The organism is Azospirillum terrae, assembly GCF_053470425.1.
In genome coordinates this window covers 222550-245063 of sequence record NZ_JBPXMR010000004.1, presented here as the reverse complement: position 1 = coordinate 245063, position 22514 = coordinate 222550, and the positions used below count along the sequence as shown (strand labels likewise).

The 22514-nt window shown below is 65.6% G+C and carries 19 protein-coding genes and 3 tRNA genes; 21 read left to right on the top strand and 1 reads right to left on the bottom strand.

Features of this window, described 5'->3' with window-relative positions:
- Window positions 1-24 precede the first annotated feature (24 nt).
- Window positions 25-888 (bottom strand): 23S rRNA (guanosine(2251)-2'-O)-methyltransferase RlmB, encoded by an 864-nt coding sequence (rlmB, locus tag ACSVDD_RS13645; RefSeq protein ID WP_448189903.1) that lies wholly within the window; start codon window positions 886-888, stop codon window positions 25-27.
- A 153-nt stretch (window positions 889-1041) separates the two neighbouring features.
- Here rlmB and ACSVDD_RS13640 point away from each other — a divergent pair.
- From ACSVDD_RS13640 to rplB, 21 genes are all read left to right on the top strand, one after another.
- Window positions 1042-1127: transfer RNA gene (locus ACSVDD_RS13640), tRNA-Tyr, on the top strand.
- Between the two features lie 65 nt (window positions 1128-1192).
- Window positions 1193-1266 (top strand) — tRNA-Gly (locus tag ACSVDD_RS13635).
- An 84-nt stretch (window positions 1267-1350) separates the two neighbouring features.
- Window positions 1351-2541, top strand: coding sequence for an elongation factor Tu (gene tuf / locus ACSVDD_RS13630; protein WP_448189892.1), 1191 nt, complete (start codon window positions 1351-1353; stop codon window positions 2539-2541).
- Between the two features lie 129 nt (window positions 2542-2670).
- A tRNA-Trp gene (locus tag ACSVDD_RS13625) sits at window positions 2671-2746 on the top strand.
- A 61-nt stretch (window positions 2747-2807) separates the two neighbouring features.
- The gene (secE, locus tag ACSVDD_RS13620; RefSeq protein WP_448189902.1) at window positions 2808-3005 is read left to right on the top strand and encodes a preprotein translocase subunit SecE; all 198 of its coding nucleotides are present in this window, start codon (window positions 2808-2810) and stop codon (window positions 3003-3005) included.
- Window positions 3006-3010: 5 nt separating this feature from the next.
- Window positions 3011-3541, top strand: coding sequence for a transcription termination/antitermination protein NusG (gene nusG / locus ACSVDD_RS13615; RefSeq protein ID WP_448189901.1), 531 nt, complete (start codon window positions 3011-3013; stop codon window positions 3539-3541).
- A 130-nt stretch (window positions 3542-3671) separates the two neighbouring features.
- Window positions 3672-4106, top strand: coding sequence for a 50S ribosomal protein L11 (gene rplK, locus ACSVDD_RS13610; RefSeq protein WP_448189900.1), 435 nt, complete (start codon window positions 3672-3674; stop codon window positions 4104-4106).
- A 2-nt stretch (window positions 4107-4108) separates the two neighbouring features.
- Window positions 4109-4813: a 50S ribosomal protein L1 gene (rplA, locus tag ACSVDD_RS13605; protein ID WP_448189899.1), complete on the top strand. Its 705-nt coding sequence runs from the start codon at window positions 4109-4111 to the stop codon at window positions 4811-4813.
- 277 nt (window positions 4814-5090) lie between these two features.
- Window positions 5091-5609 carry a 50S ribosomal protein L10 gene (gene rplJ, locus ACSVDD_RS13600; protein WP_448189898.1) on the top strand — a complete coding sequence of 173 codons (519 nt, stop codon included), beginning with the start codon at window positions 5091-5093 and terminating at the stop codon, window positions 5607-5609.
- A gap of 55 nt (window positions 5610-5664) precedes the next feature.
- Window positions 5665-6039, top strand: a complete 375-nt coding sequence (gene rplL / locus ACSVDD_RS13595; RefSeq protein ID WP_448189897.1) for a 50S ribosomal protein L7/L12 — start codon at window positions 5665-5667, stop codon at window positions 6037-6039.
- A gap of 198 nt (window positions 6040-6237) precedes the next feature.
- Entirely contained in the window at window positions 6238-10437 is a 4200-nt protein-coding gene (gene rpoB, locus ACSVDD_RS13590; RefSeq protein ID WP_448189896.1) for a DNA-directed RNA polymerase subunit beta, read from the top strand.
- A gap of 97 nt (window positions 10438-10534) precedes the next feature.
- The gene (gene rpoC, locus ACSVDD_RS13585; protein ID WP_448189895.1) at window positions 10535-14704 is read left to right on the top strand and encodes a DNA-directed RNA polymerase subunit beta'; all 4170 of its coding nucleotides are present in this window, start codon (window positions 10535-10537) and stop codon (window positions 14702-14704) included.
- 349 nt (window positions 14705-15053) lie between these two features.
- A complete protein-coding gene (gene rpsL, locus ACSVDD_RS13580) occupies window positions 15054-15425 on the top strand; it encodes a 30S ribosomal protein S12 (RefSeq protein WP_109121864.1) in 372 nt (123 codons plus the stop codon).
- A 12-nt stretch (window positions 15426-15437) separates the two neighbouring features.
- Window positions 15438-15908: a 30S ribosomal protein S7 gene (rpsG, locus tag ACSVDD_RS13575; RefSeq protein ID WP_448189894.1), complete on the top strand. Its 471-nt coding sequence runs from the start codon at window positions 15438-15440 to the stop codon at window positions 15906-15908.
- A 27-nt stretch (window positions 15909-15935) separates the two neighbouring features.
- Window positions 15936-18011, top strand: coding sequence for an elongation factor G (gene fusA, locus ACSVDD_RS13570; RefSeq protein WP_448189893.1), 2076 nt, complete (start codon window positions 15936-15938; stop codon window positions 18009-18011).
- Window positions 18012-18046: 35 nt separating this feature from the next.
- The gene (gene tuf / locus ACSVDD_RS13565) at window positions 18047-19237 is read left to right on the top strand and encodes an elongation factor Tu (RefSeq protein ID WP_448189892.1); all 1191 of its coding nucleotides are present in this window, start codon (window positions 18047-18049) and stop codon (window positions 19235-19237) included.
- Window positions 19238-19651: 414 nt separating this feature from the next.
- The gene (gene rpsJ, locus ACSVDD_RS13560) at window positions 19652-19960 is read left to right on the top strand and encodes a 30S ribosomal protein S10 (RefSeq protein WP_014241039.1); all 309 of its coding nucleotides are present in this window, start codon (window positions 19652-19654) and stop codon (window positions 19958-19960) included.
- 59 nt (window positions 19961-20019) lie between these two features.
- Window positions 20020-20730, top strand: a complete 711-nt coding sequence (gene rplC, locus ACSVDD_RS13555; RefSeq protein ID WP_448189891.1) for a 50S ribosomal protein L3 — start codon at window positions 20020-20022, stop codon at window positions 20728-20730.
- A 5-nt stretch (window positions 20731-20735) separates the two neighbouring features.
- Window positions 20736-21356, top strand: a complete 621-nt coding sequence (gene rplD / locus ACSVDD_RS13550) for a 50S ribosomal protein L4 (protein ID WP_448189890.1) — start codon at window positions 20736-20738, stop codon at window positions 21354-21356.
- Window positions 21353-21670 carry a 50S ribosomal protein L23 gene (locus tag ACSVDD_RS13545; RefSeq protein ID WP_448189889.1) on the top strand — a complete coding sequence of 106 codons (318 nt, stop codon included), beginning with the start codon at window positions 21353-21355 and terminating at the stop codon, window positions 21668-21670. The genes rplD and ACSVDD_RS13545 overlap by 4 nt, the downstream gene beginning before the upstream one ends.
- 16 nt (window positions 21671-21686) lie before the next feature.
- Window positions 21687-22511, top strand: a complete 825-nt coding sequence (rplB, locus tag ACSVDD_RS13540) for a 50S ribosomal protein L2 (protein WP_448189888.1) — start codon at window positions 21687-21689, stop codon at window positions 22509-22511.
- Window positions 22512-22514: the final 3 nt, after the last annotated feature.

The following is a 22514-nucleotide window of genomic DNA, read 5'->3' as shown; positions in this document are numbered from 1 at the left end:
GCGCCGCGAATCGCTTACGACAAGCTATCCGCGCCGCCGCGCCACTTCATAGAGCGCCACCGCCGCCGCGTTGGACACGTTCAGGCTGCCGACCGGCCCCTGGGTCGGCAGGCGGACGATCTCGTCGCAGCGCTCCATGGTCAGCCGGCGCAGCCCGGCGCCCTCCGCGCCGAGGACGATGGCCGTGCGGCCGGTCAGGTCGAGCTGCGCCAGCGTGCGTTGGCCCGATTCGGCCAGACCGACGCACCAGAATCCGGCCTGCTGCAACTCGCCCAGCGCCCGCACCAGATTGGTCACCCGCACCAGCGCCACCGATTCGAGTGCGCCCGACGCGCTCTTGGCCAGCACGCCGGTCACCTCCGGGGCGTGGCGTTCGGTGACCAGAACCGCCTTGGCGCCGAACGCCGAGGCCGAGCGCAGGATGGCGCCGACATTGTGCGGGTCGGTGACCTGATCGAGCACCACCACCAGCGCATTCGAATCGGACCCGGCCAGTTCGCAAAGCTCCTCAAGCGCCATCTCCGGCCGCGGGCCGGCGTCCAGAACCATGCCCTGGTGCACGGCCCCCGCCGGCAGCAGGCGGTCGAGGTCGGGCCGCTCCACCGGAGTCGGGGCCGGGCGCGGCAATCCAGCCGCCTTGGCCCGCGTGAATGCCTCGGCGAGCGCGGCGCGGCCGGACTCGGTGACCAGCAGGCGGCGGCAGGTGCGGTCCGGATTCGTCCAGGCGGCGGCCACCGCGTGCAGCCCGTACAGCAGTTCGCCGCCCTGGCCGCGGCTCGGCTTCTCCACCGGCGCGGATTGGCCGGAGCGCCGCTCCTGGGAGGGCTGCCGGCCTTGCGGGCGCTCGTTTCGGGCGTGCGGAGCGGGAGGCTTCTTCGATCGGTTCATCGGTGGTCTTACGTTTCGGCGGGAGGGCATGGGAAGGACGCGGAGGACCTATATAGACATTTCCGCAAAAAGCGTCTTCAGACCGGTTGACAAGGCCCGAAAAATTCTCATAGTGCCGAACTCCGCGGCGGGGTTAACCCGGAGCGGTTCTACGGAAGGGTGGCCGAGTGGTTAAAGGCAGCAGACTGTAAATCTGCCCGCGTTAGCGTACGTAGGTTCGAATCCTACCCCTTCCACCATATATTCTAGGGCTATGCCGGGGGCGTTGCTTCCGGGTGGTCGCGCAAAGCGGAGCTTCGGCAAGGCGGGTGTAGCTCAATGGTAGAGCAGAAGCCTTCCAAGCTTACGACGAGGGTTCGATTCCCTTCACCCGCTCCAGCTCGCGCGTCCTCCGGATCGTAAAGCGTACCAGGCTGGCCCTTTACCTGTGTCTCCGGAACGGCTGGAACGAAAGATACGGCAATGGCGAAGGCGAAATTCGAACGTAACAAGCCGCACTGCAACATCGGCACGATCGGCCACGTCGACCACGGCAAGACGTCGCTGACGGCGGCCATCACCAAGATCCTGGCCGAGACCGGCGGTGCCACGTTCACCGCCTACGACCAGATCGACAAGGCGCCGGAAGAGAAGGCGCGCGGCATCACCATCTCGACGGCGCACGTCGAGTACGAGACGACGAACCGGCACTACGCCCACGTCGACTGCCCGGGCCACGCCGACTACGTCAAGAACATGATCACCGGCGCCGCGCAGATGGACGGCGGCATCCTGGTGGTCTCGGCCGCCGACGGCCCGATGCCGCAGACGCGCGAGCACATCCTGCTGGCCCGTCAGGTCGGCGTGCCGGCGCTGTGCGTGTTCATGAACAAGGTCGACATGGTCGACGACCCCGAGCTCCTGGAGCTGGTCGAGCTCGAGGTGCGCGAGCTGCTGTCGTCCTACCAGTTCCCCGGCGACGACATTCCGATCGTCAAGGGCTCGGCGCTGTGCGCGCTCGAGGACCGCAACCCGGAGATCGGCCGCGACGCCATCCTGAAGCTGATGGCCGAGGTCGACCGCTACATCCCGCAGCCGGAGCGTCCGAAGGATCGTCCGTTCCTGATGCCGATCGAGGACGTGTTCTCGATCTCGGGCCGCGGCACCGTGGTGACCGGCCGCGTCGAGCGCGGTGTGGTGAAGGTCGGTGAGGAAGTCGAGATCGTCGGCCTGAAGGCGACGGTGAAGACCACCGTCACCGGCGTCGAGATGTTCCGCAAGCTGCTCGATCAGGGCGAGGCCGGCGACAACATCGGCGCGCTGCTGCGCGGCACCAAGCGCGAGGACGTCGAGCGCGGCCAGGTTCTGGCCAAGCCGGGCTCGATCACCCCGCACACCAAGTTCAAGGCGGAAGCCTACATCCTGACCAAGGAAGAGGGTGGCCGTCACACGCCGTTCTTCTCCAACTACCGCCCGCAGTTCTACTTCCGCACGACGGACGTGACCGGTCAGGTGGTGCTGCCGGAAGGCACGGAGATGGTGATGCCGGGCGACAACATCGCCATCGAGGTGCACCTGATCGCCCCGATCGCCATGGACGAAGGCCTGCGCTTCGCCATTCGTGAAGGCGGCCGCACCGTCGGCGCCGGCGTTGTTGCGAAGATCGTCGAGTAGTGGTATAAGCCTGCCTCCGCCGCCGGCTGACCGCCGGCGGCGGATGTTTTTGTCCAAGTTGAATAAAGGTTCGACGCGGTGGTAACACCGTGACGCCGGGGTTTCTCGGAACCCCGATCTGGCGGCGCTAGGAGTGTAGCTCAATTGGTAGAGCACCGGTCTCCAAAACCGGGGGTTGGGGGTTCGAGCCCCTCCACTCCTGCCATCCGCCCCGTCTCGTCGATCTTTGACAATTTGGTCTCTCCGGAGCTGGCACGTACCCCACGATGGCAAAAGTAAAACCCGCAGAATTCGCTCGTGAGGTCCGCCAGGAAGTCGCCAAGGTGACGTGGCCGACCCGCAAAGAGACGGGCGTGACCACGGCCATGGTGTTCGTCATGGTGGTGGTGGCCGCGTTGTTCTTCCTCATCGTCGATCAGGTGATGGCGCACGCCGTCAAGCTGCTGCTTGGTCTGGGAGCCTGACGCCAATGGCCATGCGCTGGTACGTCGTTCACGTTTATTCGGGCTTCGAGAAGAAGGTCGCCCAGTCGATCCGCGAAAAGGCCGCCCAGAAGGGTCTGGAGGACAAGTTCGAGGAGATCCTGGTGCCGACCGAGCAGGTCGTCGAAGTGCGCCGCGGCTCGAAGGTCAACGTCGAAAACAAGTTTTTCCCCGGCTACGTCCTGGTCAAGATGGACCTCGTGGACGAGAGCTGGCATCTGGTGAAGAACACGCCGAAGGTCACCGGTTTCCTGGGCGGTGGCGGCAAGCCGCAGCCGATCAGCGACCGTGAGGCCAACCGGCTGCTCCAGCAGGTGCAGGAGGGGATCGAGCGTCCGAAACCCTCGATCACCTTCGAGGTGGGCGAGCAGGTCCGCGTTTCCGACGGTCCGTTCACCTCGTTCAACGGTACGGTGGAAGAAGTCGACGAAGAAAAGGCCCGCCTCAAGGTGGCGGTGTCGATCTTCGGCCGCTCCACCCCGGTCGAGCTGGAATACACCCAGGTCGAAAAGGTCTGATGCCCGCCTCGGGGACGTGCAGTCCCCGAGGCGGCTTTCATCCGTGGGAGGCTCGCCATAGCCGGACCACGGGAACCCGGCGGCGCTGACCCTGGCATTGCAGTGGGGCGTCGCGTTTGGAGGTTGTGACATGGCAAAGAAGATCGTTGGTTACATCAAGTTGCAGGTCCCGGCCGGCAAGGCCAACCCGTCGCCGCCCATCGGCCCGGCGCTCGGTCAGCGCGGCCTGAACATCATGGAGTTCTGCAAGGCGTTCAACGCCAAGACGCAGGACCTCGAAGTCGGCATGCCGATCCCGGTGGTCATCACCGCCTTCGGTGACCGCACGTTCACCTTCGTCACCAAGACCCCGCCGGCCAGCTACTTCCTGAAGAAGGCTGCCGGGCTCGATAAGGGCTCGCAGACTCCGGGCAAGGGCGGTTTCGTCGGCAAGGTCACGACGTCCCAGGTGCGCGAGATCGCCCAGAAGAAGATGGCCGATCTGAACGCCCATGACGTCGATCAGGCGGCGACCATGATCGCCGGTTCCGCCCGTTCGATGGGCCTCGAAGTGGTGGAGGGCTGAGCATGGCCAAGATCGGCAAGCGTCTGAAGGCCGCCAACGCGACCGTCAACATCGACGCGTTCTACAACATCGATGAGGCCATCAAGCTGGTCAAGGCGAACGCCAAGGCCAAGTTCGATGAGACCGTCGAGATCGCCATGAACCTCGGCATCGATCCGCGCCACGCCGACCAGATGGTCCGCGGCGTCGTGAACCTGCCGAACGGCACCGGCAAGACCGTGCGCGTGGCGGTGTTCGCTCGCGCCGGCGCCAAGGCCGACGAGGCGCTGGCCGCCGGTGCCGACATCGTCGGCGCCGACGATCTGGCCGAGAAGATCCTGGCCGGCGAGATGAACTTCGACCGCTGCATCGCCACCCCGGACATGATGGGCGTGGTCGGCAAGCTCGGTAAGGTGCTCGGCCCGCGCGGCCTGATGCCGAACCCGAAGCTGGGCACGGTGACGCCGAACGTCGGCGAGGCCGTCCGCGCCGCCAAGGCCGGCGCCGTCGAGTTCCGCGCCGAGAAGACCGGCATCGTGCACGCCGGCGTCGGCAAGGCCAGCTTCGGCGAGCAGGAGCTGATCGAGAACGTCCGCGCCTTCGTCGACGCTATCAGCCGCGCCAAGCCGGCCGGCGCCAAGGGCACCTACATCGAGAAGATCTCGCTCTCCTCGACCATGGGTCCGGGCCTGAAGCTGGACGTCGCCACCGCGACGACCGCCGGCTGACGTGAACCGAATTCGCCGCCGGCCCGTTGAGGGCCGGCGGCGATCCCGGATGGCGGCGACGCCGTCCGGCCCTGTCCGAGACCGCAGGTGTCCGACCGTTCGCAAGAACGGTAGGACTTAAAATCCACCTGCATAGACAGGAGTTGAAACCGGATTTCCAAAGGGCATCGCGCCCGGCGGACGAACGGCTTGAGCTTCTGGGACAGGTTTGTAACCGGGGCCGCGCCACGATTGGAGCGGTCCTATCAGTGCACCTCTGATGCAACGGAGGCGATCCGTGGATCGTACACAAAAAGAAGCGACGATCGCGGACCTGAACACGAAGCTGCAGGACTCGGGCCTGGTGGTGGTCACCCATCACCTCGGCCTCACGGTGGCGGAAGTCACCACCCTGCGCGGAAAAGTTCGGGCCGCGGGTGCCAGCTTCAAGGTGACGAAGAACCGGCTCGCCCGCCGCGCCCTGAAGGGCACGCAGTTCGAAGGCATCGACGGCCTCTTCAAGGGGCCGACGGCGATCGCCTACTCGAAGGATCCCGTGGCGGCCGCCAAGGTGGTGGCCGACTACGCGAAGACCAACGAGAAGCTGGTGATCATCGGTGGCAGCCTGGGCAACCAGCTGCTCGACGCCGAGGGTGTGAAGGCTCTGGCCTCGCTCCCGTCGCTGGACGAACTGCGCGCCAAGCTTGTGGGCATGATCCAGACCCCGGCGACTCGCATCGCTGGCGTCCTCCAGGCTCCGGGTGGCCAAGTCGCCCGCGTGCTTGCTGCCTACGCGAAGAAGGACGAGGCGGCCTGAGCCGCACGTTGACGTTTAAGTCTCAACCCAGAAGACAAGTCTTTGGAGTAGTATAATGGCTGATCTGCAGAAGCTGGTCGATGATCTGTCGGCCCTGACCGTTCTCGAGGCCGCCGAACTGTCGAAGCTCCTCGAAGAGAAGTGGGGCGTCTCCGCCGCCGCTCCGGTGGCCGTTGCCGCCGCCGGCCCGGCCGCTGCCGCCGCCCCGGTCGAAGAGCAGACCGAGTTCAACGTGATCCTCGCCGACGCCGGCGACAAGAAGATCAACGTGATCAAGGAAGTCCGCGCCATCACCGGCCTGGGCCTGAAGGAGGCCAAGGATCTGGTCGAAGGCGCGCCGAAGCCGGTCAAGGAGGCCGTTTCGAAGGACGAGGCCGCCAAGATCAAGAAGCAGCTTGAAGAGGCGGGCGCCAAGGTCGATATTAAGTAAGACCGTAGTGCTGCGATACGGATCTGACATATCCACGCCGAACGGCGGCTGGCTCCGACAAGGGGCCCGCCGCCGCGCGGCGTTTTCTGCCTTCCACCGGACGGGGGCTCTCCCCGCCCGGTATTTTCCGTCCCGTATTTCCGGGGCGGTCCGCGCGATCGCCGGTTGAGCGTACACACCAGACGTTTGGGGACATCCATGGCCAAATCCTTTACGGGTCGTAAGCGTGTTCGGAAAAGCTTCGGGCGCATCCCGGAAGTCACCCAGATGCCGAACCTCATCGAGGTTCAACGGAGCTCGTACGACCACTTCCTGCAGATGGATGTGGCGCCGGAGAAGCGCGCCAACCTGGGCCTGCAAGAGGTTTTCCGGTCGGTCTTCCCGATCAAGGATTTCTCCGACCGCGCCGTTCTCGATTTCGTGAAGTACGAGCTTGAGACGCCCAAGTACGACGTGGACGAGTGCCAGCAGCGCGGCATCACCTTCGCCGCGCCGCTGAAGGTCACCCTGCGTCTGTCCGTCTTCGACGTCGAGGAGGACACCGGCCTCAAGTCGATCCGCGACATCAAGGAGCAGGACGTCTACATGGGCGACATGCCCCTGATGACGGCCAACGGCACCTTCATCATCAACGGCACCGAGCGCGTCATCGTCTCGCAGATGCACCGCTCGCCCGGCGTGTTCTTCGACCACGACAAGGGCAAGACCCACTCGTCGGGCAAGTACCTGTTCGCCGCGCGCGTCATCCCCTATCGCGGTTCCTGGCTGGACTTCGAGTTCGACGCCAAGGACCTCGTGTATGTGCGCATCGACCGCCGCCGCAAGCTGCCGGCCACCACGCTGCTGTTCGCGCTGGACGGCGCCGAGACGGCCGTGGCGCGCGCCGAGCGCAAGGCGAACGGCAAGGACCTGCTGCCCTACGAGGCGCAGGGCATGGGCAAGGAGGAGATCCTCTCCTACTTCTACCAGCACATCACCTACACGCGCGCCTCGGGCGGCTGGAAGACGCCGTTCAACGCCGAGCGCCTGAAGGGTGCCAAGCTCTCCTCCGATCTGGTGGACGCCAACACCGGCGCCGTCGTCGCCGAGACCGGCGCCAAGATGACGCCGCGCCTCATCAAGAAGCTCCAGGAGGGCGGGCTCACCGAGCAGCTCGTCTCGACCGAGGAGCTGACGGGCCGGTACCTGGCAGTCGACATCATCAACGAGAAGACCGGTGAGGTGCTGTTCGAAGCCGGTGACGAATTGTCGGCGGCCGATCTGGAGCGTCTGGAGAAGCTCGGCGTCGATGAACTGCCGATCCTCGCCATCGACCACCTGAACGTCGGCGCCTACATCCGCAACACCATGGCCGCCGACCGCAACGCGTCCCGCGAGGACGCGCTGATCGACATCTACCGCGTCATGCGTCCGGGCGAGCCGCCGACTCTCGAGTCGGCCGAGGCGCTGTTCGCCGGGCTGTTCTTCGACAGCGAGCGCTACGACCTGTCGGCCGTGGGCCGCGTCAAGATGAATGCCCGCCTGGGCTTCAAGACCGACGACCAGATCCGCGTGCTCCGCAAGGAGGACATCCTGGAGATCCTGAAGGTTCTGGTGAGCCTGAAGGACGGCCGAGGCGAAATCGACGACATCGACCACCTCGGCAACCGCCGCGTGCGCTCGGTCGGCGAGCTGATGGAGAACCAGTACCGCGTCGGCCTGCTGCGCATGGAGCGCGCGATCCGCGAGCGCATGAGCTCGGTCGAGATCGACACGGTCATGCCGCACGACCTGATCAACGCCAAGCCGGCGGCCGCCGCCGTGCGCGAGTTCTTCGGCTCGTCGCAGCTGTCGCAGTTCATGGACCAGACCAACCCGTTGTCCGAGATCACGCACAAGCGTCGTCTCTCGGCCCTCGGGCCGGGCGGTCTGACCCGCGAGCGCGCCGGCTTTGAGGTGCGCGACGTGCACCCGACGCACTACGGCCGCATCTGCCCGATTGAGACGCCGGAAGGCCCGAACATCGGTCTGATCAACTCGCTGGCCACCTACGCCCGTGTCAACCAGTACGGCTTCATCGAGAGCCCGTACCGCAAGGTGCACGACGGCAAGGTGACCGACGAGGTGGTCTACCTCTCGGCCATGGAAGAGGGCCGCTACGTCGTCGCCCAGGCGAACGCCGAGCTGGACGCGGACAACCGCTTTGCCGCCGACCTCGTGTCGTGCCGTCAGGGCGGCGAATATCTGATGTTCCGGCCGGAGGCCATCGACCTCATCGACGTGTCGCCCAAGCAGCTGGTGTCCGTCGCCGCGGCGCTCATCCCGTTCCTCGAGAACGACGACGCCAACCGCGCGCTGATGGGGTCCAACATGCAGCGTCAGGCGGTGCCGCTGGTCAAGGCCGACGCGCCGCTGGTCGGCACCGGCATGGAGGGCACGGTCGCCCGCGATTCCGGCGTGACCATCGTCGCCAAACGCTCGGGCATCGTCGATCAGGTGGACGCCACCCGCGTCGTCATCCGCGCGTCCAACAACGCCGACTCCACGGCGCCGGGTGTCGACATCTACAATCTGCTGAAGTTCCAGCGCTCGAACCAGAACACCTGCATCACCCAGCGCCCGCTGGTGACGGTGGGCGACCGCATCGAGGCCGGCGACATCATCGGCGACGGCCCGTCCACCGAACTGGGCGAGTTGGCGTTGGGCCGCAACGTGCTCGTCGCGTTCATGCCGTGGAACGGCTACAACTTCGAAGACTCGATCCTCATCAACGAGCGCATCGTCAAGGACGACGTCTTCACCTCGATCCACATCGAGGAGTTCGAGGTGATGGCCCGCGACACCAAGCTGGGCCAGGAAGAAATCACCCGCGACATCCCGAACGTCGGTGAAGAGGCGCTGAAGAACCTCGACGAGGCCGGCATCGTCTACATCGGCGCCGAGGTCCGTCCGGGCGACATCCTGGTCGGCAAGGTGACGCCGAAGGGCGAAAGCCCGATGACGCCGGAAGAGAAGCTGCTGCGCGCCATCTTCGGCGAGAAGGCGTCCGACGTGCGCGACACGTCGCTTCGCCTGCCGCCGGGCGTGGCGGGCACCATCGTCGAGGTGCGCGTGTTCTCCCGCCGCGGCGTCGACAAGGACGAGCGCGCGCTCGCCATCGAGCGGGCGGAGATCGAGAAGCTCGCCAAGGACCGCGACGACGAGAAGGCCATCCTGGAGCGGTCGTTCTACGGCCGCCTCAAGGAGATGCTGGTTGGCCAGACCTCGGTCACCGGTCCGCGCGGTTTCAAGACCGGCGGCGTGATCGCGGCGTCCGACCTCGAGCCCTTCACCAAGGGCCAGTGGCGGCAGATCTCGGTCGAGAGCGAGCAGGCGATGGAGAACGTCGAGAACCTGGGCAAGGTCTTCGACGACGCCATCCAGGCGCTGCAAAGCCGCTTCGAGAACAAGGTCGAGAAGCTCCAGCGCGGCGACGAGCTGCCGCCGGGCGTGATGAAGATGGTCAAGGTCTTCGTCGCCGTGAAGCGCAAGCTTCAGCCGGGCGACAAGATGGCCGGCCGTCACGGCAACAAGGGTGTCGTGTCGCGCATCATCCCGCAGGAGGACATGCCGTACCTGGAAGACGGCACTCCGGTCGATCTCGTGCTGAACCCGCTGGGCGTGCCGTCGCGCATGAACGTTGGTCAGATCCTCGAGACGCACCTGGGTTGGGCGGCGGCGGGCCTCGGCAAGCAGATCGGCCGTGCGCTGGACCAGTACCGTCTGGGCATGAAGCAGAACGCGGAGAAGCTCGGGGCGCCCCGCCTCGAGGAGCTGCGCAAGGTTCTGAAGCACGCCTACGGCGACAAGGTCTACGGTGAGGACGTCGCCTACCTCGGCGACGGCGAAGTCCTGGAACTGGCGAGCAACCTGCGCAAGGGCGTGCCGTTCGCCACGCCGGTGTTCGACGGTGCCCGCGAGGAGGACATCTGCCTGCATCTCGACGCCGCCGGCCTCGACCGCTCGGGTCAGGTGCACCTGACCGACGGGCGCACCGGCGAGACGTTCGACCGCAAGGTGACCGTCGGCTACATCTACATGCTGAAGCTGCACCACCTCGTGGACGACAAGATCCACGCGCGCTCCATCGGCCCGTACTCGCTGGTTACCCAGCAGCCGCTGGGCGGCAAGGCGCAGTTCGGCGGTCAGCGCTTCGGTGAGATGGAGGTGTGGGCGCTCGAAGCCTACGGCGCCGCGTACACCCTCCAGGAGATGCTCACGGTCAAGTCGGACGACGTGTCCGGCCGCACCAAGGTCTACGAAGCCATCGTCCGCGGCGACGACAACTTCGAGGCGGGCATCCCGGAATCGTTCAACGTGCTGGTCAAGGAGCTGCGCTCCCTCGGCCTGAACGTCGAGCTGAACCAGCGGACGTACTGACCACGTCACAGAGCACCTGTCGGGAGCGGCGTGCGCACGCCCTCCCGACAGCACGTCCCCTTATACGAAACGCGGCTTACGCCAGCGGGAGACGGTCATGAACGAGTTGATGAACATTTTCGGCCAGGTCCAGGGTCCCCAGAGCTTCGATCAGATCCGCATCTCGATCGCCAGCCCGGAGAGGATCCGCTCCTGGTCGTACGGCGAGATCAAGAAGCCGGAAACCATCAACTACCGCACTTTCAAGCCTGAGCGCGACGGTCTGTTCTGCGCGCGCATCTTCGGGCCGATCAAGGATTACGAGTGCTTGTGCGGCAAGTACAAGCGCATGAAGTACCGCGGCATCATCTGCGAGAAGTGCGGCGTCGAGGTGACCCTCTCGAAGGTCCGCCGCGAGCGCATGGGCCACATCGAGCTGGCCTCGCCGGTGGCGCACATCTGGTTCCTGAAGTCGCTGCCGAGCCGCATCGGCCTGCTGCTCGACATGACGCTGAAGGATCTCGAGCGCATCCTGTACTTCGAGAACTACGTCGTCATCGAGCCCGGCCTCACCCCGCTCAAGCTGCACCAGCTGCTGGGCGAGGAAGAGTTCATGAACGCCCAGGACGAGTACGGCGAGGACGCCTTCACGGCGTCCATCGGCGCCGAGGCGCTGCGCATCATGCTCTCGGCGCTCGACCTCGAGGAAGAGAAGAAGAAGTGCCGTGAGGATCTGCGCGACACCTCGTCCGAGGCCAAGCGCAAGAAGCTGGTCAAGCGCCTCAAGCTGATCGAGGCGTTCATGATGTCGGACTCGCGTCCGGAGTGGATGATCCTGGAAGTGATTCCGGTGATCCCGCCCGAGCTGCGCCCGCTCGTGCCCCTGGACGGCGGCCGTTTCGCGACGTCGGACCTCAACGACCTGTACCGCCGCGTCATCAACCGCAACAACCGCCTGAAGCGGCTGATCGAGCTGAAGGCGCCGGACATCATCGTGCGCAACGAGAAGCGCATGCTGCAGGAGGCGGTGGACGCCCTGTTCGACAACGGCCGCCGTGGCCGCGTCATCACCGGCGCCAACAAGCGTCCGCTGAAGTCGCTGTCCGACATGCTGAAGGGCAAGCAGGGCCGCTTCCGCCAGAACCTGCTCGGCAAGCGCGTCGACTACTCGGGCCGTTCGGTCATCGTGGTGGGCCCGGAGCTGAAGCTGCACCAGTGCGGCCTGCCCAAGAAGATGGCGCTGGAGCTGTTCAAGCCGTTCATCTACGCCAAGCTGGAGCTGTACGGCCTCGCCTCGACCATCAAGGCGGCCAAGCGCATGGTGGAGAAGGAGCGGCCGGAGGTCTGGGACATCCTGGAGGAGGTCATCCGCGAGCATCCGGTCATGCTGAACCGGGCGCCGACGCTGCACCGTCTCGGCATCCAGGCGTTCGAGCCGACGCTGATCGAGGGCAAGGCGATCCAGCTGCACCCGCTGGTCTGCACCGCCTTCAACGCCGACTTCGACGGCGACCAGATGGCCGTGCACGTCCCGCTGAGCCTCGAGGCCCAGCTGGAAGCGCGCGTCCTGATGATGTCGACCAACAACATCCTGTCGCCCGCCAACGGCAAGCCGATCATCGTGCCCAGCCAGGACATCGTGCTGGGTCTCTACTACATCACCATGGACCGTCCGGGTGAGGTGGGCGAGGGCATGGTGTTCTCCAACGTCGGCGAGATCCAGCAGGCCCTCGACTCCAAGGCGCTGACGCTGCACGCCAAGATCAAGTGCCGCTACACCGGTGTGACGGTCGAGGGCGGCGAGTCCGCCACCTCGGTGGTCGAGACCACCGCTGGCCGCATGCTGCTGTCGGAGATCCTGCCGCGTCACCCGATGGTGCCGTTCAGCCTGATCAACCGCCTGCTGACCAAGAAGGACGTCGGCAACGTCATCGACGCCGTCTATCGCCACTGCGGCCAGAAGGAGACGGTGATCTTCGCCGATCGCCTGATGAAGCTGGGCTTCGGCCACGCCTGCCGCGCCGGCATCTCGTTCGGCAAGGACGACATGGTCATCCCGGAGGCCAAGGGCCGTCTGGTGAACGAGTCCAAGGAGCGGGTGAAGGAGTTCGAGCAGCAGTATCTCGACGGCCTGATCACCCAGGGCGAGAAGTACAACAAGGTCGTCGACGTCTGGTCGGAGTGCACCGAAAAGGTCGCCACCGAGATGATGAAGGCCATCTCCGACACCGCGCCGGGCAAGCCCGTCAACTCGGTGTACATGATGGCCCACTCCGGCGCCCGCGGTTCCGCCGCGCAGATCCGTCAGCTCGCCGGCATGCGCGGCCTGATGGCCAAGCCGTCGGGCGAGATCATCGAGACGCCGATCATCTCGAACTTCAAGGAAGGCCTGACGGTGCTGGAGTACTTCAACTCCACGCACGGCGCCCGCAAGGGTCTGGCCGACACCGCGCTGAAGACGGCGAACTCCGGTTACCTGACGCGCCGTCTGGTCGACGTGGCGCAGGACGCCATCATCGTCGAGCGCGATTGCGGCACGAAGCAGGGCATCACCGTCAAGGCGGTCATCGAGGGTGGCGAGGTCATCAGCCCGCTGGCCGACCGCATCCTCGGCCGCACGGCGGTGGGCGACGTCATCGACCCGCTGAACGGCGAGATGATCTGCAAGGACGGCGACCTCATCGAGGAGGCGACCGTCGACCGCATCGATCGCTCCGGCATCGACAGCATCATGATCCGCTCGGTGCTGACCTGCGAGACCAAGGACGGCGTGTGCGCCAAGTGCTACGGGCGCGATCTCGCCCGCGGCACGCTGGTCAACACCGGTGAAGCGGTCGGCGTCATCGCGGCGCAGTCGATCGGCGAGCCGGGCACGCAGCTGACCATGCGCACGTTCCACATCGGTGGCGCGGCGCAGCGCGGTGCCGAGCAGAGCCAGGTGGAGGCGGCGTTCGATGCCACGGTGCGGATCAACAACCGCAACGTCGTCATCAACTCGTCCAACATCCCGGTCGTGATGGGCCGCAACTGCGAAGTGATCCTGCTGGACGAGCAGGGCCGCGAGCGGGCGCGCCACCGCGTGCCGTACGGCGCCAAGCTGCTGGCCGACGAGGGCGTCAAGGTCACGCGTGGCCAGAAGCTGGCCGAGTGGGACCCGTACACCCTGCCGATCATCACCGAGCGCGAGGGCACGGCGCACTACACCGACCTCGTCGAGGGCATCTCGATCCGCGAGGTCATGGACGAGGCGACGGGCATCAGCTCGAAGGTGGTCGTCGACTGGCGTCAGCAGCCGCGTGGTGCCGACCTCAAGCCGCGCATCGTTCTGCGCGACGAGAAGGGCGAGACCATCACCCTGCCGAACGGCCTGGAGGCGCGCTACTTCCTGTCGGTGGACGCCATCCTGTCCATCGAGAACGGGGCGCACGTGAAGGCCGGCGACGTGCTGGCGCGTATCCCGCGCGAGTCGTCCAAGACCCGCGACATCACGGGCGGTCTGCCGCGCGTGGCCGAGCTGTTCGAGGCGCGCCGTCCGAAGGACTTCGCGATCATCTCGGACCTCGACGGTCGCGTGGAGTTCGGCAAGGACTACAAGACCAAGCGCCGCATCGTCGTCCGCAACGACGAGACGGGGGATGAGAAGGAGTATCTGATCCCGAAGGGCAAGCACATCTCCGTGCAGGAGGGCGATTACGTCCAGCGGGGCGACCTGCTGATGGACGGCAATCCCGTCCCGCACGACATCCTGTCGGTGATGGGCGTGGAGGCCTTGGCCAACTACCTCATCAACGAGATCCAGGAGGTCTATCGACTCCAGGGCGTGAAGATCAACGACAAGCACATCGAGGTGATCGTCCGCCAGATGCTGCAGAAGGTCGAGATCATGGACGCCGGCGAGACCACCTTCCTGGTGGGCGAGCAGGTGGATCGCCAGGAGTTCGACGAGGAGAACGAGAAGACCATCGGCGAGGGCCTCAAGCCCGCCGACGGCAAGCCGGTGCTCCAGGGCATCACCAAGGCCTCGTTGCAGACGCGTTCGTTCATCTCGGCCGCGTCGTTCCAGGAAACCACCCGCGTCCTCACGGAAGCGGCGGTCGGCGGCAAGGTCGACAACCTGGAAGGCCTCAAGGAGAACGTCATCGTCGGCCGCCTCATCCCGGCCGGCACGGGCTCCGTGGTCAACCGCCTGAAGCTGATCGCTGCGGAGCGCGACCGCGCCGCGGAGATCGCCGAGGGCGGCGAGGAGGCTCCGGCGCTCCCGCATCCGGGCGAGAGCACGGCGGCCTGACGCGTCAGGTCATAGGGTAGGGAAGGGGGCGCGTTCCGCGAGGGGCGCGCCCTTCTTCTTTGGCCGGGCGGGAGATGGCTTTTTTGCGTCCCGCGCATGCCACAAACCGGCATCTCCGCGCTTGACGCACGCAGACGCCATCCATATAGTCCGCCCACTTCAGAACAGGGCTGGTGGTAGGCGGACGCATGCCTATACACGTCCTGCATGAATCTCGATATAGCCGTATCCGAGCTTTTTCGGACGGCGTTCGACCGATCAGCCCGCAGCGAGGCGGAGACGCTTCGAAGGCGGGTTTTTGCATCGTCCGGCCGTGGCCGGACACACACCAAGGAATCGAAGGGCTGATATGCCGACGATCAATCAGTTGATCCGTAAGCCGCGCGAGCCGCTCGCCGCGCGCAACAAGGTCCCGGCGCTGGAGGCGTGCCCGCAGAAGCGTGGCGTTTGCACCCGCGTCTATACCACGACGCCGAAGAAGCCGAACTCGGCCCTTCGTAAGGTCGCGCGCGTGCGTCTGACCAATGGCTTCGAGGTGACCTCGTACATCCCCGGTGAAGGCCACAACCTTCAGGAGCACTCGGTGGTCATGATCCGCGGCGGTCGCGTCAAGGATCTGCCCGGCGTGCGCTACCACATCATTCGCGGCACGCTCGACACCCAGGGCGTCAAGGATCGTAAGCAGCGTCGTTCGAAGTACGGCGCGAAGCGTCCGAAGTAAGGAGAATCCACGATGTCCCGTCGTCGTCGCGCCGACAAGCGTGAAGTCCTGCCGGACGCCAAGTATGGCGACCGCGTCCTGACCAAGTTCATGAACTGCCTGATGTTCGATGGCAAGAAGTCCGTCGCCGAACAGATCGTCTACGGCGCGCTCGAGCGCGTCGAAGGCAAGGCCAAGGCCGACCCGGTGCAGGTGTTCCACGATGCCCTGAGCAACGTGAAGCCGCATCTGGAAGTCCGTTCCCGCCGCGTCGGTGGCGCCACGTACCAGGTTCCGGTCGAGGTCCGCACGGACCGCGCCCAGGCCCTGGCCATCCGTTGGCTCATCAACGCCGCCCGCGCCCGCTCGGAGAACACCATGACCGAGCGTCTGTCGGGTGAGCTGCTGGATGCGGCCAACCAGCGTGGCACCGCGGTCAAGAAGCGTGAAGATACGCATCGTATGGCCGAGGCCAACAAGGCGTTCTCGCACTACCGCTGGTAAGGTGATCCGAGGCGGAGACGACTCGTCATGCCCCGTTCGCACCCCCTGGACCGCTACCGCAATATCGGCATCATGGCTCACATCGATGCCGGTAAGACCACGACCACGGAACGCATTCTGTACTACACCGGTAAGTCGTACAAAATCGGTGAGGTGCACGAAGGCACCGCGGTCATGGACTGGATGGAGCAGGAGCAGGAGCGGGGTATTACGATCACCTCCGCCGCGACTACCTGTTTTTGGCGAGACCACCGCGTCAACATCATCGACACGCCGGGCCACGTCGACTTCACCATCGAAGTCGAGCGCAGCCTGCGGGTCCTTGACGGCGCGGTGGCGGTGTTCGACTCCGTCGCCGGAGTCGAGCCCCAATCGGAGACCGTGTGGCGGCAGGCGGACAAGTACCGCGTGCCGCGCATGGGATTTGTCAACAAGATGGATCGCACCGGCGCGGACTTCTTCCGCTGCGTCGCGATGATGAAAGAACATCTGGGCGCCACGCCGCTGGTGCTGCAACTGCCCATCGGCTCCGAGTCCGGGTTCGTCGGGGTGGTCGATCTGGTCGAGAACCGCGCCATCGTCTGGAAGGACGAGACCCTCGGCGCCGAGTTCACCTACACGGACATTCCCGAGTCCCTTAAAGCCGACGCCGCGCTGTACCGCGAGCGCCTCATCGAGGCCGCGGTCGAAATGGACGACGCGGCCACGGAGCGGTTCCTGGAGAGCGGGGAGGCGCCGGACCCGGCGACTCTCAAGCGTCTGATCCGCAAGGGGACCATCGGCTTCCGTTTCGTTCCCGTGCTGTGCGGCTCGGCCTTCAAGAACAAGGGCGTGCAGCCGATGCTGGACGCCGTCGTCGATTACCTGCCGAGCCCGCTCGACATCGACCACATGCGCGGCCACACGCCGGACGGCGCCGAAGCCGTGCGCGCCACCGACGATGCGGCGCCGTTCTCGGCGCTTGCGTTCAAGATCATGAACGACCCGTTCATCGGCTCGCTGACCTTCGCGCGCATCTACTCCGGCAGCGTCGCCACCGGCTCCACCATCCTCAACTCGGTGAAGGGCCAGCGCGAGCATGTCGGGCGCATGCTGCTGATGCACGCCAACGACCGCGAGGAGATCAAAGCGGCCGGCGCCGGTGACATCGTCGCCTTCGCGTCGCTGAAGTCTACGGCCACCGGCGACACGCTCTGCGACCCGGACCATCCCATCGTTCTGGAGCGCATGGAGTTCCCCGAGCCCGTCATCGAGGTGGCGGTGGAACCCAAATCCCAGGCCGATCAGGAGAAGATGGGCGTGGCCCTGGCCCGTCTGGCGCAGGAGGACCCGTCCTTCCGCGTCTCGGTGGACCACGAAAGCGGCCAGACGATCATCAAGGGCATGGGTGAACTCCACCTGGAGATCATCGTCGACCGCATGAAGCGCGAGTACAAGGTGGAGGCCAACGTCGGCGCGCCGCAGGTGGCGTACCGCGAGACCATCACCCAGGCCGCCGAGATCGACCACACCCACAAGAAGCAGACCGGCGGCACCGGGCAGTTCGCCCGCGTCAAGCTGGTCGTCTCGCCGCTGCCGCGCGGCGGCGGCTTCGTCTTCGAAAACAAGATCGTCGGCGGCGCCGTGCCGCGCGAGTACATCCCCGGCGTCCAGAAGGGCCTGGAGCTGTCCAAGGAGTCCGGCGTGATGGCCGGCTTCCCCGTCATCGACGTCAAGGTCGAGCTGGTGGACGGCGCCTTCCATGACGTCGACTCGTCGGTGCTCGCCTTCGAGATCGCAACGCGTGCCGCCTTCCGGGAAGGCATGACCATGGCCGGTCCGGTCCTGCTGGAACCAGTCATGAAGGTCGAGGTGGTGACGCCCGAGGACTACATGGGCGACGTCATCGGAAACCTGAACAGCCGGCGCGGCCAGATCACCGGCATGGACCAGCGCGGCAACGCGCGGGCGGTCTCTGCCATGGTGCCGCTGGCCAACATGTTCGGGTACGTCAACAGCCTGCGCTCGATGAGCCAGGGGCGTGCCCAGTACACCATGCAATTCGACCACTACGAACCGGTGCCGCAGGCCATCGCCGACGACATTCGCGCGAAGATGGCTTGACCAGCCGCTAGAATTGAAAACACGGAGACCCAACCATGGCTAAGGCCAAATTCGAGCGGAACAAGCCGCACTGCAACATCGGCACGATCGGCCACGTCGACCACGGCAAGACGTCGCTGACGGCGGCCATCACCAAGATCCTGGCCGAGACCGGCGGTGCCACGTTCACCGCCTACGACCAGATCGACAAGGCGCCGGAAGAGAAGGCGCGCGGCATCACCATCTCGACGGCGCACGTCGAGTACGAGACGACGAACCGGCACTACGCCCACGTCGACTGCCCGGGCCACGCCGACTACGTCAAGAACATGATCACCGGCGCCGCGCAGATGGACGGCGGCATCCTGGTGGTCTCGGCCGCCGACGGCCCGATGCCGCAGACGCGCGAGCACATCCTGCTGGCCCGTCAGGTCGGCGTGCCGGCGCTGTGCGTGTTCATGAACAAGGTCGACATGGTCGACGACCCCGAGCTCCTGGAGCTGGTCGAGCTCGAGGTGCGCGAGCTGCTGTCGTCCTACCAGTTCCCCGGCGACGACATTCCGATCGTCAAGGGCTCGGCGCTGTGCGCGCTCGAGGACCGCAACCCGGAGATCGGCCGCGACGCCATCCTGAAGCTGATGGCCGAGGTCGACCGCTACATCCCGCAGCCGGAGCGTCCGAAGGATCGTCCGTTCCTGATGCCGATCGAGGACGTGTTCTCGATCTCGGGCCGCGGCACCGTGGTGACCGGCCGCGTCGAGCGCGGTGTGGTGAAGGTCGGTGAGGAAGTCGAGATCGTCGGCCTGAAGGCGACGGTGAAGACCACCGTCACCGGCGTCGAGATGTTCCGCAAGCTGCTCGATCAGGGCGAGGCCGGCGACAACATCGGCGCGCTGCTGCGCGGCACCAAGCGCGAGGACGTCGAGCGCGGCCAGGTTCTGGCCAAGCCGGGCTCGATCACCCCGCACACCAAGTTCAAGGCGGAAGCCTACATCCTGACCAAGGAAGAGGGTGGCCGTCACACGCCGTTCTTCTCCAACTACCGCCCGCAGTTCTACTTCCGCACGACGGACGTGACCGGTCAGGTGGTGCTGCCGGAAGGCACGGAGATGGTGATGCCGGGCGACAACATCGCCATCGAGGTGCACCTGATCGCCCCGATCGCCATGGACGAAGGCCTGCGCTTCGCCATTCGCGAAGGCGGCCGCACCGTCGGCGCCGGCGTTGTTGCCAAGATCGTCGAGTAACGACGCATCGCGTTGAGGACAGGGCGCCGCCGGCTTTCGGGCCGGCGGCGTCTTGCCGATCTGGAAGGGTGTACGGTCCTGGGATTCCGGTTGACAGCCGGTGTTCGAGGGCCTAAAGGTACGCCCCTCTGGAATTAGGGTTGGTAGTGGGCGAGTTCGGCCTAGACGCAGCCCGATACGAAAGAAAAGCGCCGACGTTCCAAGCGAACCCGGCCGGAAACATCCCGATCCGCGCAGCCCGCGGCGGGGTGTTCTCTTTTTTCGTCATCGGTCCCTGCAATGCCGGACAAGCTGCTGCCCGATCCTTCGGCCGAGCCGACCGATGCGGGACCGCGCGGTCGACTGTCCGGTCAGGGTTAAAGGTTCGGGTGGCGCTCGGCGTCACCGCCACGTTTGTGTAAGGGACGTTTGGACATGGATAGTCAGAACATCCGAATCCGCCTGAAGGCGTTCGATCATCGCGTGCTCGACCAGTCGACCAGCGAGATCGTGAACACCGCCAAGCGGACCGGTGCGCGCGTGCGGGGCCCGATCCCGCTGCCGACGCAGATCGAGAAGTTCACCGTCAACCGTTCGCCGCACGTCGACAAGAAGTCGCGCGAGCAGTTCGAGATCCGCACCCACAAGCGGCTCCTGGACATCGTCGATCCGACCCCGCAGACGGTGGACGCGCTGATGAAGCTCGACCTCGCCGCCGGCGTGGACGTTGAGATCAAGCTCTGAGTTTTAGTCGTTAAGGGACCTCTCCACCAACGGAAGTCCCTGGCAAGGAGACAACAAAAATGCGATCCGGTTTGATCGCACAGAAACTCGGCATGACCCGCATCTTCACGGATGCTGGTGAACACGTGCCGGTCACTGTGCTCAAAGTCGACAACTGCCAGGTCGTCGCCGTTCGCACCGAGGACAAGGATGGCTACACGGCCGTCCAGCTCGGCGCAGGCGCGATCAAGGTCAAGAACGTGACGCAGCCGATGCGCGGGCATTTCGCCAAGGCGCGCGTCGAGCCGAAGCGCAAGCTGGTCGAGTTCCGCGTCACCCCCGACGCGCTCATCGACGTCGGCGCCGAGCTGTCGGCCGCCCACTTCGTTCCGGGCCAGTTCGTGGACGTGCAGGGCACCTCCATCGGTAAGGGTTTCGCCGGCGCCATGAAGCGCTGGAACTTCGGCGGCCTGCGCGCCACGCACGGTGTGTCGGTGTCGCACCGCTCGCACGGTTCGACCGGTAACCGCCAGGATCCCGGCAAGGTCTTCAAGAACAAGAAGATGGCCGGTCACCTCGGCGATGAGGCCGTGACCATCATGAACCTGAAGGTCGTCTCGGTCGACGAGTCGCGCGGCCTCATCCTGGTCAAGGGCGCGGTCCCCGGCAGCGAAGGCGGCTGGGTCAAGATCCGCGACGCCGTGAAGCGCAAGCAGCCGGACGGCCTGCCGTTCCCGGCGGCGATCAAGGCTGCCCCGGCGGGTGAAGCCCCGGCCGCGGCGCAGGAGTGAGACCGATGAAGGCGATCATCAAGAACCTGAACAACGAAGCCGTGGGCGAGATCGAACTCGCCGACGAGGTCTTCGGCCTCCCGCTCCGCACCGACCTGTTGCACCGTATGGTGAACTGGCAGCTGGCCAAGCGCCGCTCCGGCAACCATAAGACCAAGAGCATCAGCGAGATCTCGGGCACCGGCAAGAAGCCCTTCAAGCAGAAGGGTACCGGCCGCGCCCGTCAGGGCTCGACCCGCTCGCCGCAGTTCCGCGGCGGCGCCGTGATCTTCGGCCCGGTCGTCCGCTCGCACGAGCACGACCTGACCAAGAAGGTCCGCAAGCTGGCCCTGAAGACCGCCCTGTCGGCCAAGGCCGCCGACGGCAAGCTCGTCGTCCTCGACACGGCCACCGCCGAGTCGCACAAGACGAAGGAACTGGCTGCCCGTCTCGCCACGCTGGGTCTGACCTCGGTGCTGGTCATCGACGGCGCGAACCTCGACGAGAACTTCTTCAAGGCGTCGCGCAACATCCCGTCGATCGACGTGCTGCCGGAGCAGGGCGCCAACGTCTACGACATTCTGCGCCGCGATACGCTGGTCCTGACCCGCAACGCGGTCGAGCAACTGGAGGCTCGCCTGAAATGAGCAAGCAGTCGAAACCTTCGGTGAGCCGGGAGCGGATGTACGATCTGATCCTCGCTCCGGTCATCACCGAGAAGTCGACGATGGCGTCGGAGCACAACCAGGTGACTTTCCGGGTTCCGCTCTCCGCTTCGAAGCCCGAGATCAAGGCTGCCGTGGAAGGCCTGTTCAACGTCAAGGTTACGGCGGTGAACACGCTTATTGCCAAGGGCAAGACCAAGCGTTTCCGTGGCATCGAAGGCCGTCGCCCGGACTTCAAGAAGGCCGTCGTGACCCTCGCCGAGGGAAACAAGATCGACGTGACCACGGGCATCTGAGCGGGAGTGTGATCCGATGGCTCTAAAGCAATACCGCCCGATTACGCCGTCGCTCCGCCAGTTGGTCATCGTTGACCGCTCGGAGCTGTGGAAGGGCAAGCCGGTCAAGGCTCTCACCGAGGGTCTGACCAAGTCCGGCGGCCGCAACAACACCGGCCGCATCACCGCGCGCCGGATGGGTGGCGGTCACAAGCGCGTCTACCGTCTGGTGGACTTCAAGCGCCGCAAGTTCGACGTCCCGGCGACGGTCGAGCGTCTGGAGTACGATCCGAACCGGACGGCCTTCATCGCGCTGATCAAGTACGCCGACGGCACGCTGTCGTACATCCTGGCGCCGCAGCGCATCAAGGTGGGCGACACCGTGATCTCCGGCGAGCGCACCGACGTGAAGCCCGGCAACGCGATGCCGCTGAAGAACGTTCCGGTCGGCTCGATCATCCACAACGTCGAGCTGAAGCCCGGCAAGGGTGGTCAGCTGGCCCGTTCGGCCGGCACCTACCTGCAGCTGGTCGGCCGCGACAGCGGGTACGCCCAGCTGAAGCTGCCCTCGGGCGAGGTTCGCCTGGTTCGCTCGGAGTGCATGGCCACCATCGGTGCCGTGTCCAACCCGGATCAGATGAACATCAACCTGGGCAAGGCCGGCCGCAATCGCTGGCTGGGCCAGCGCCCGGCGGTCCGCGGCGTCGCCATGAACCCGATCGACCACCCGCACGGTGGTGGTGAGGGTCGCACCTCGGGCGGCCGTCATCCGGTCACGCCGTGGGGCAAGCCGACCAAGGGCAAGAAGACGCGTCACAACAAGAAGACCGACGGCCTGATCCTGCGCCGTCGGACGAAGTAAGGA

Coding starts and splice junctions, on each gene's coding strand:
- rlmB (WP_448189903.1), bottom strand. CDS start 888: ATGAACCGATCGAAGAAGCCTCCCGCTCCGCACGCCCGAAACGAGCGC.
- tuf (WP_448189892.1), top strand. CDS start 1,351: ATGGCGAAGGCGAAATTCGAACGTAACAAGCCGCACTGCAACATCGGC.
- secE (WP_448189902.1), top strand. CDS start 2,808: ATGGCAAAAGTAAAACCCGCAGAATTCGCTCGTGAGGTCCGCCAGGAA.
- nusG (WP_448189901.1), top strand. CDS start 3,011: ATGGCCATGCGCTGGTACGTCGTTCACGTTTATTCGGGCTTCGAGAAG.
- rplK (WP_448189900.1), top strand. CDS start 3,672: ATGGCAAAGAAGATCGTTGGTTACATCAAGTTGCAGGTCCCGGCCGGC.
- rplA (WP_448189899.1), top strand. CDS start 4,109: ATGGCCAAGATCGGCAAGCGTCTGAAGGCCGCCAACGCGACCGTCAAC.
- rplL (WP_448189897.1), top strand. CDS start 5,665: ATGGCTGATCTGCAGAAGCTGGTCGATGATCTGTCGGCCCTGACCGTT.
- rpoB (WP_448189896.1), top strand. CDS start 6,238: ATGGCCAAATCCTTTACGGGTCGTAAGCGTGTTCGGAAAAGCTTCGGG.
- rpoC (WP_448189895.1), top strand. CDS start 10,535: ATGAACGAGTTGATGAACATTTTCGGCCAGGTCCAGGGTCCCCAGAGC.
- rpsL (WP_109121864.1), top strand. CDS start 15,054: ATGCCGACGATCAATCAGTTGATCCGTAAGCCGCGCGAGCCGCTCGCC.
- rpsG (WP_448189894.1), top strand. CDS start 15,438: ATGTCCCGTCGTCGTCGCGCCGACAAGCGTGAAGTCCTGCCGGACGCC.
- fusA (WP_448189893.1), top strand. CDS start 15,936: ATGCCCCGTTCGCACCCCCTGGACCGCTACCGCAATATCGGCATCATG.
- tuf (WP_448189892.1), top strand. CDS start 18,047: ATGGCTAAGGCCAAATTCGAGCGGAACAAGCCGCACTGCAACATCGGC.
- rpsJ (WP_014241039.1), top strand. CDS start 19,652: ATGGATAGTCAGAACATCCGAATCCGCCTGAAGGCGTTCGATCATCGC.
- rplC (WP_448189891.1), top strand. CDS start 20,020: ATGCGATCCGGTTTGATCGCACAGAAACTCGGCATGACCCGCATCTTC.
- rplD (WP_448189890.1), top strand. CDS start 20,736: ATGAAGGCGATCATCAAGAACCTGAACAACGAAGCCGTGGGCGAGATC.
- ACSVDD_RS13545 (WP_448189889.1), top strand. CDS start 21,353: ATGAGCAAGCAGTCGAAACCTTCGGTGAGCCGGGAGCGGATGTACGAT.
- rplB (WP_448189888.1), top strand. CDS start 21,687: ATGGCTCTAAAGCAATACCGCCCGATTACGCCGTCGCTCCGCCAGTTG.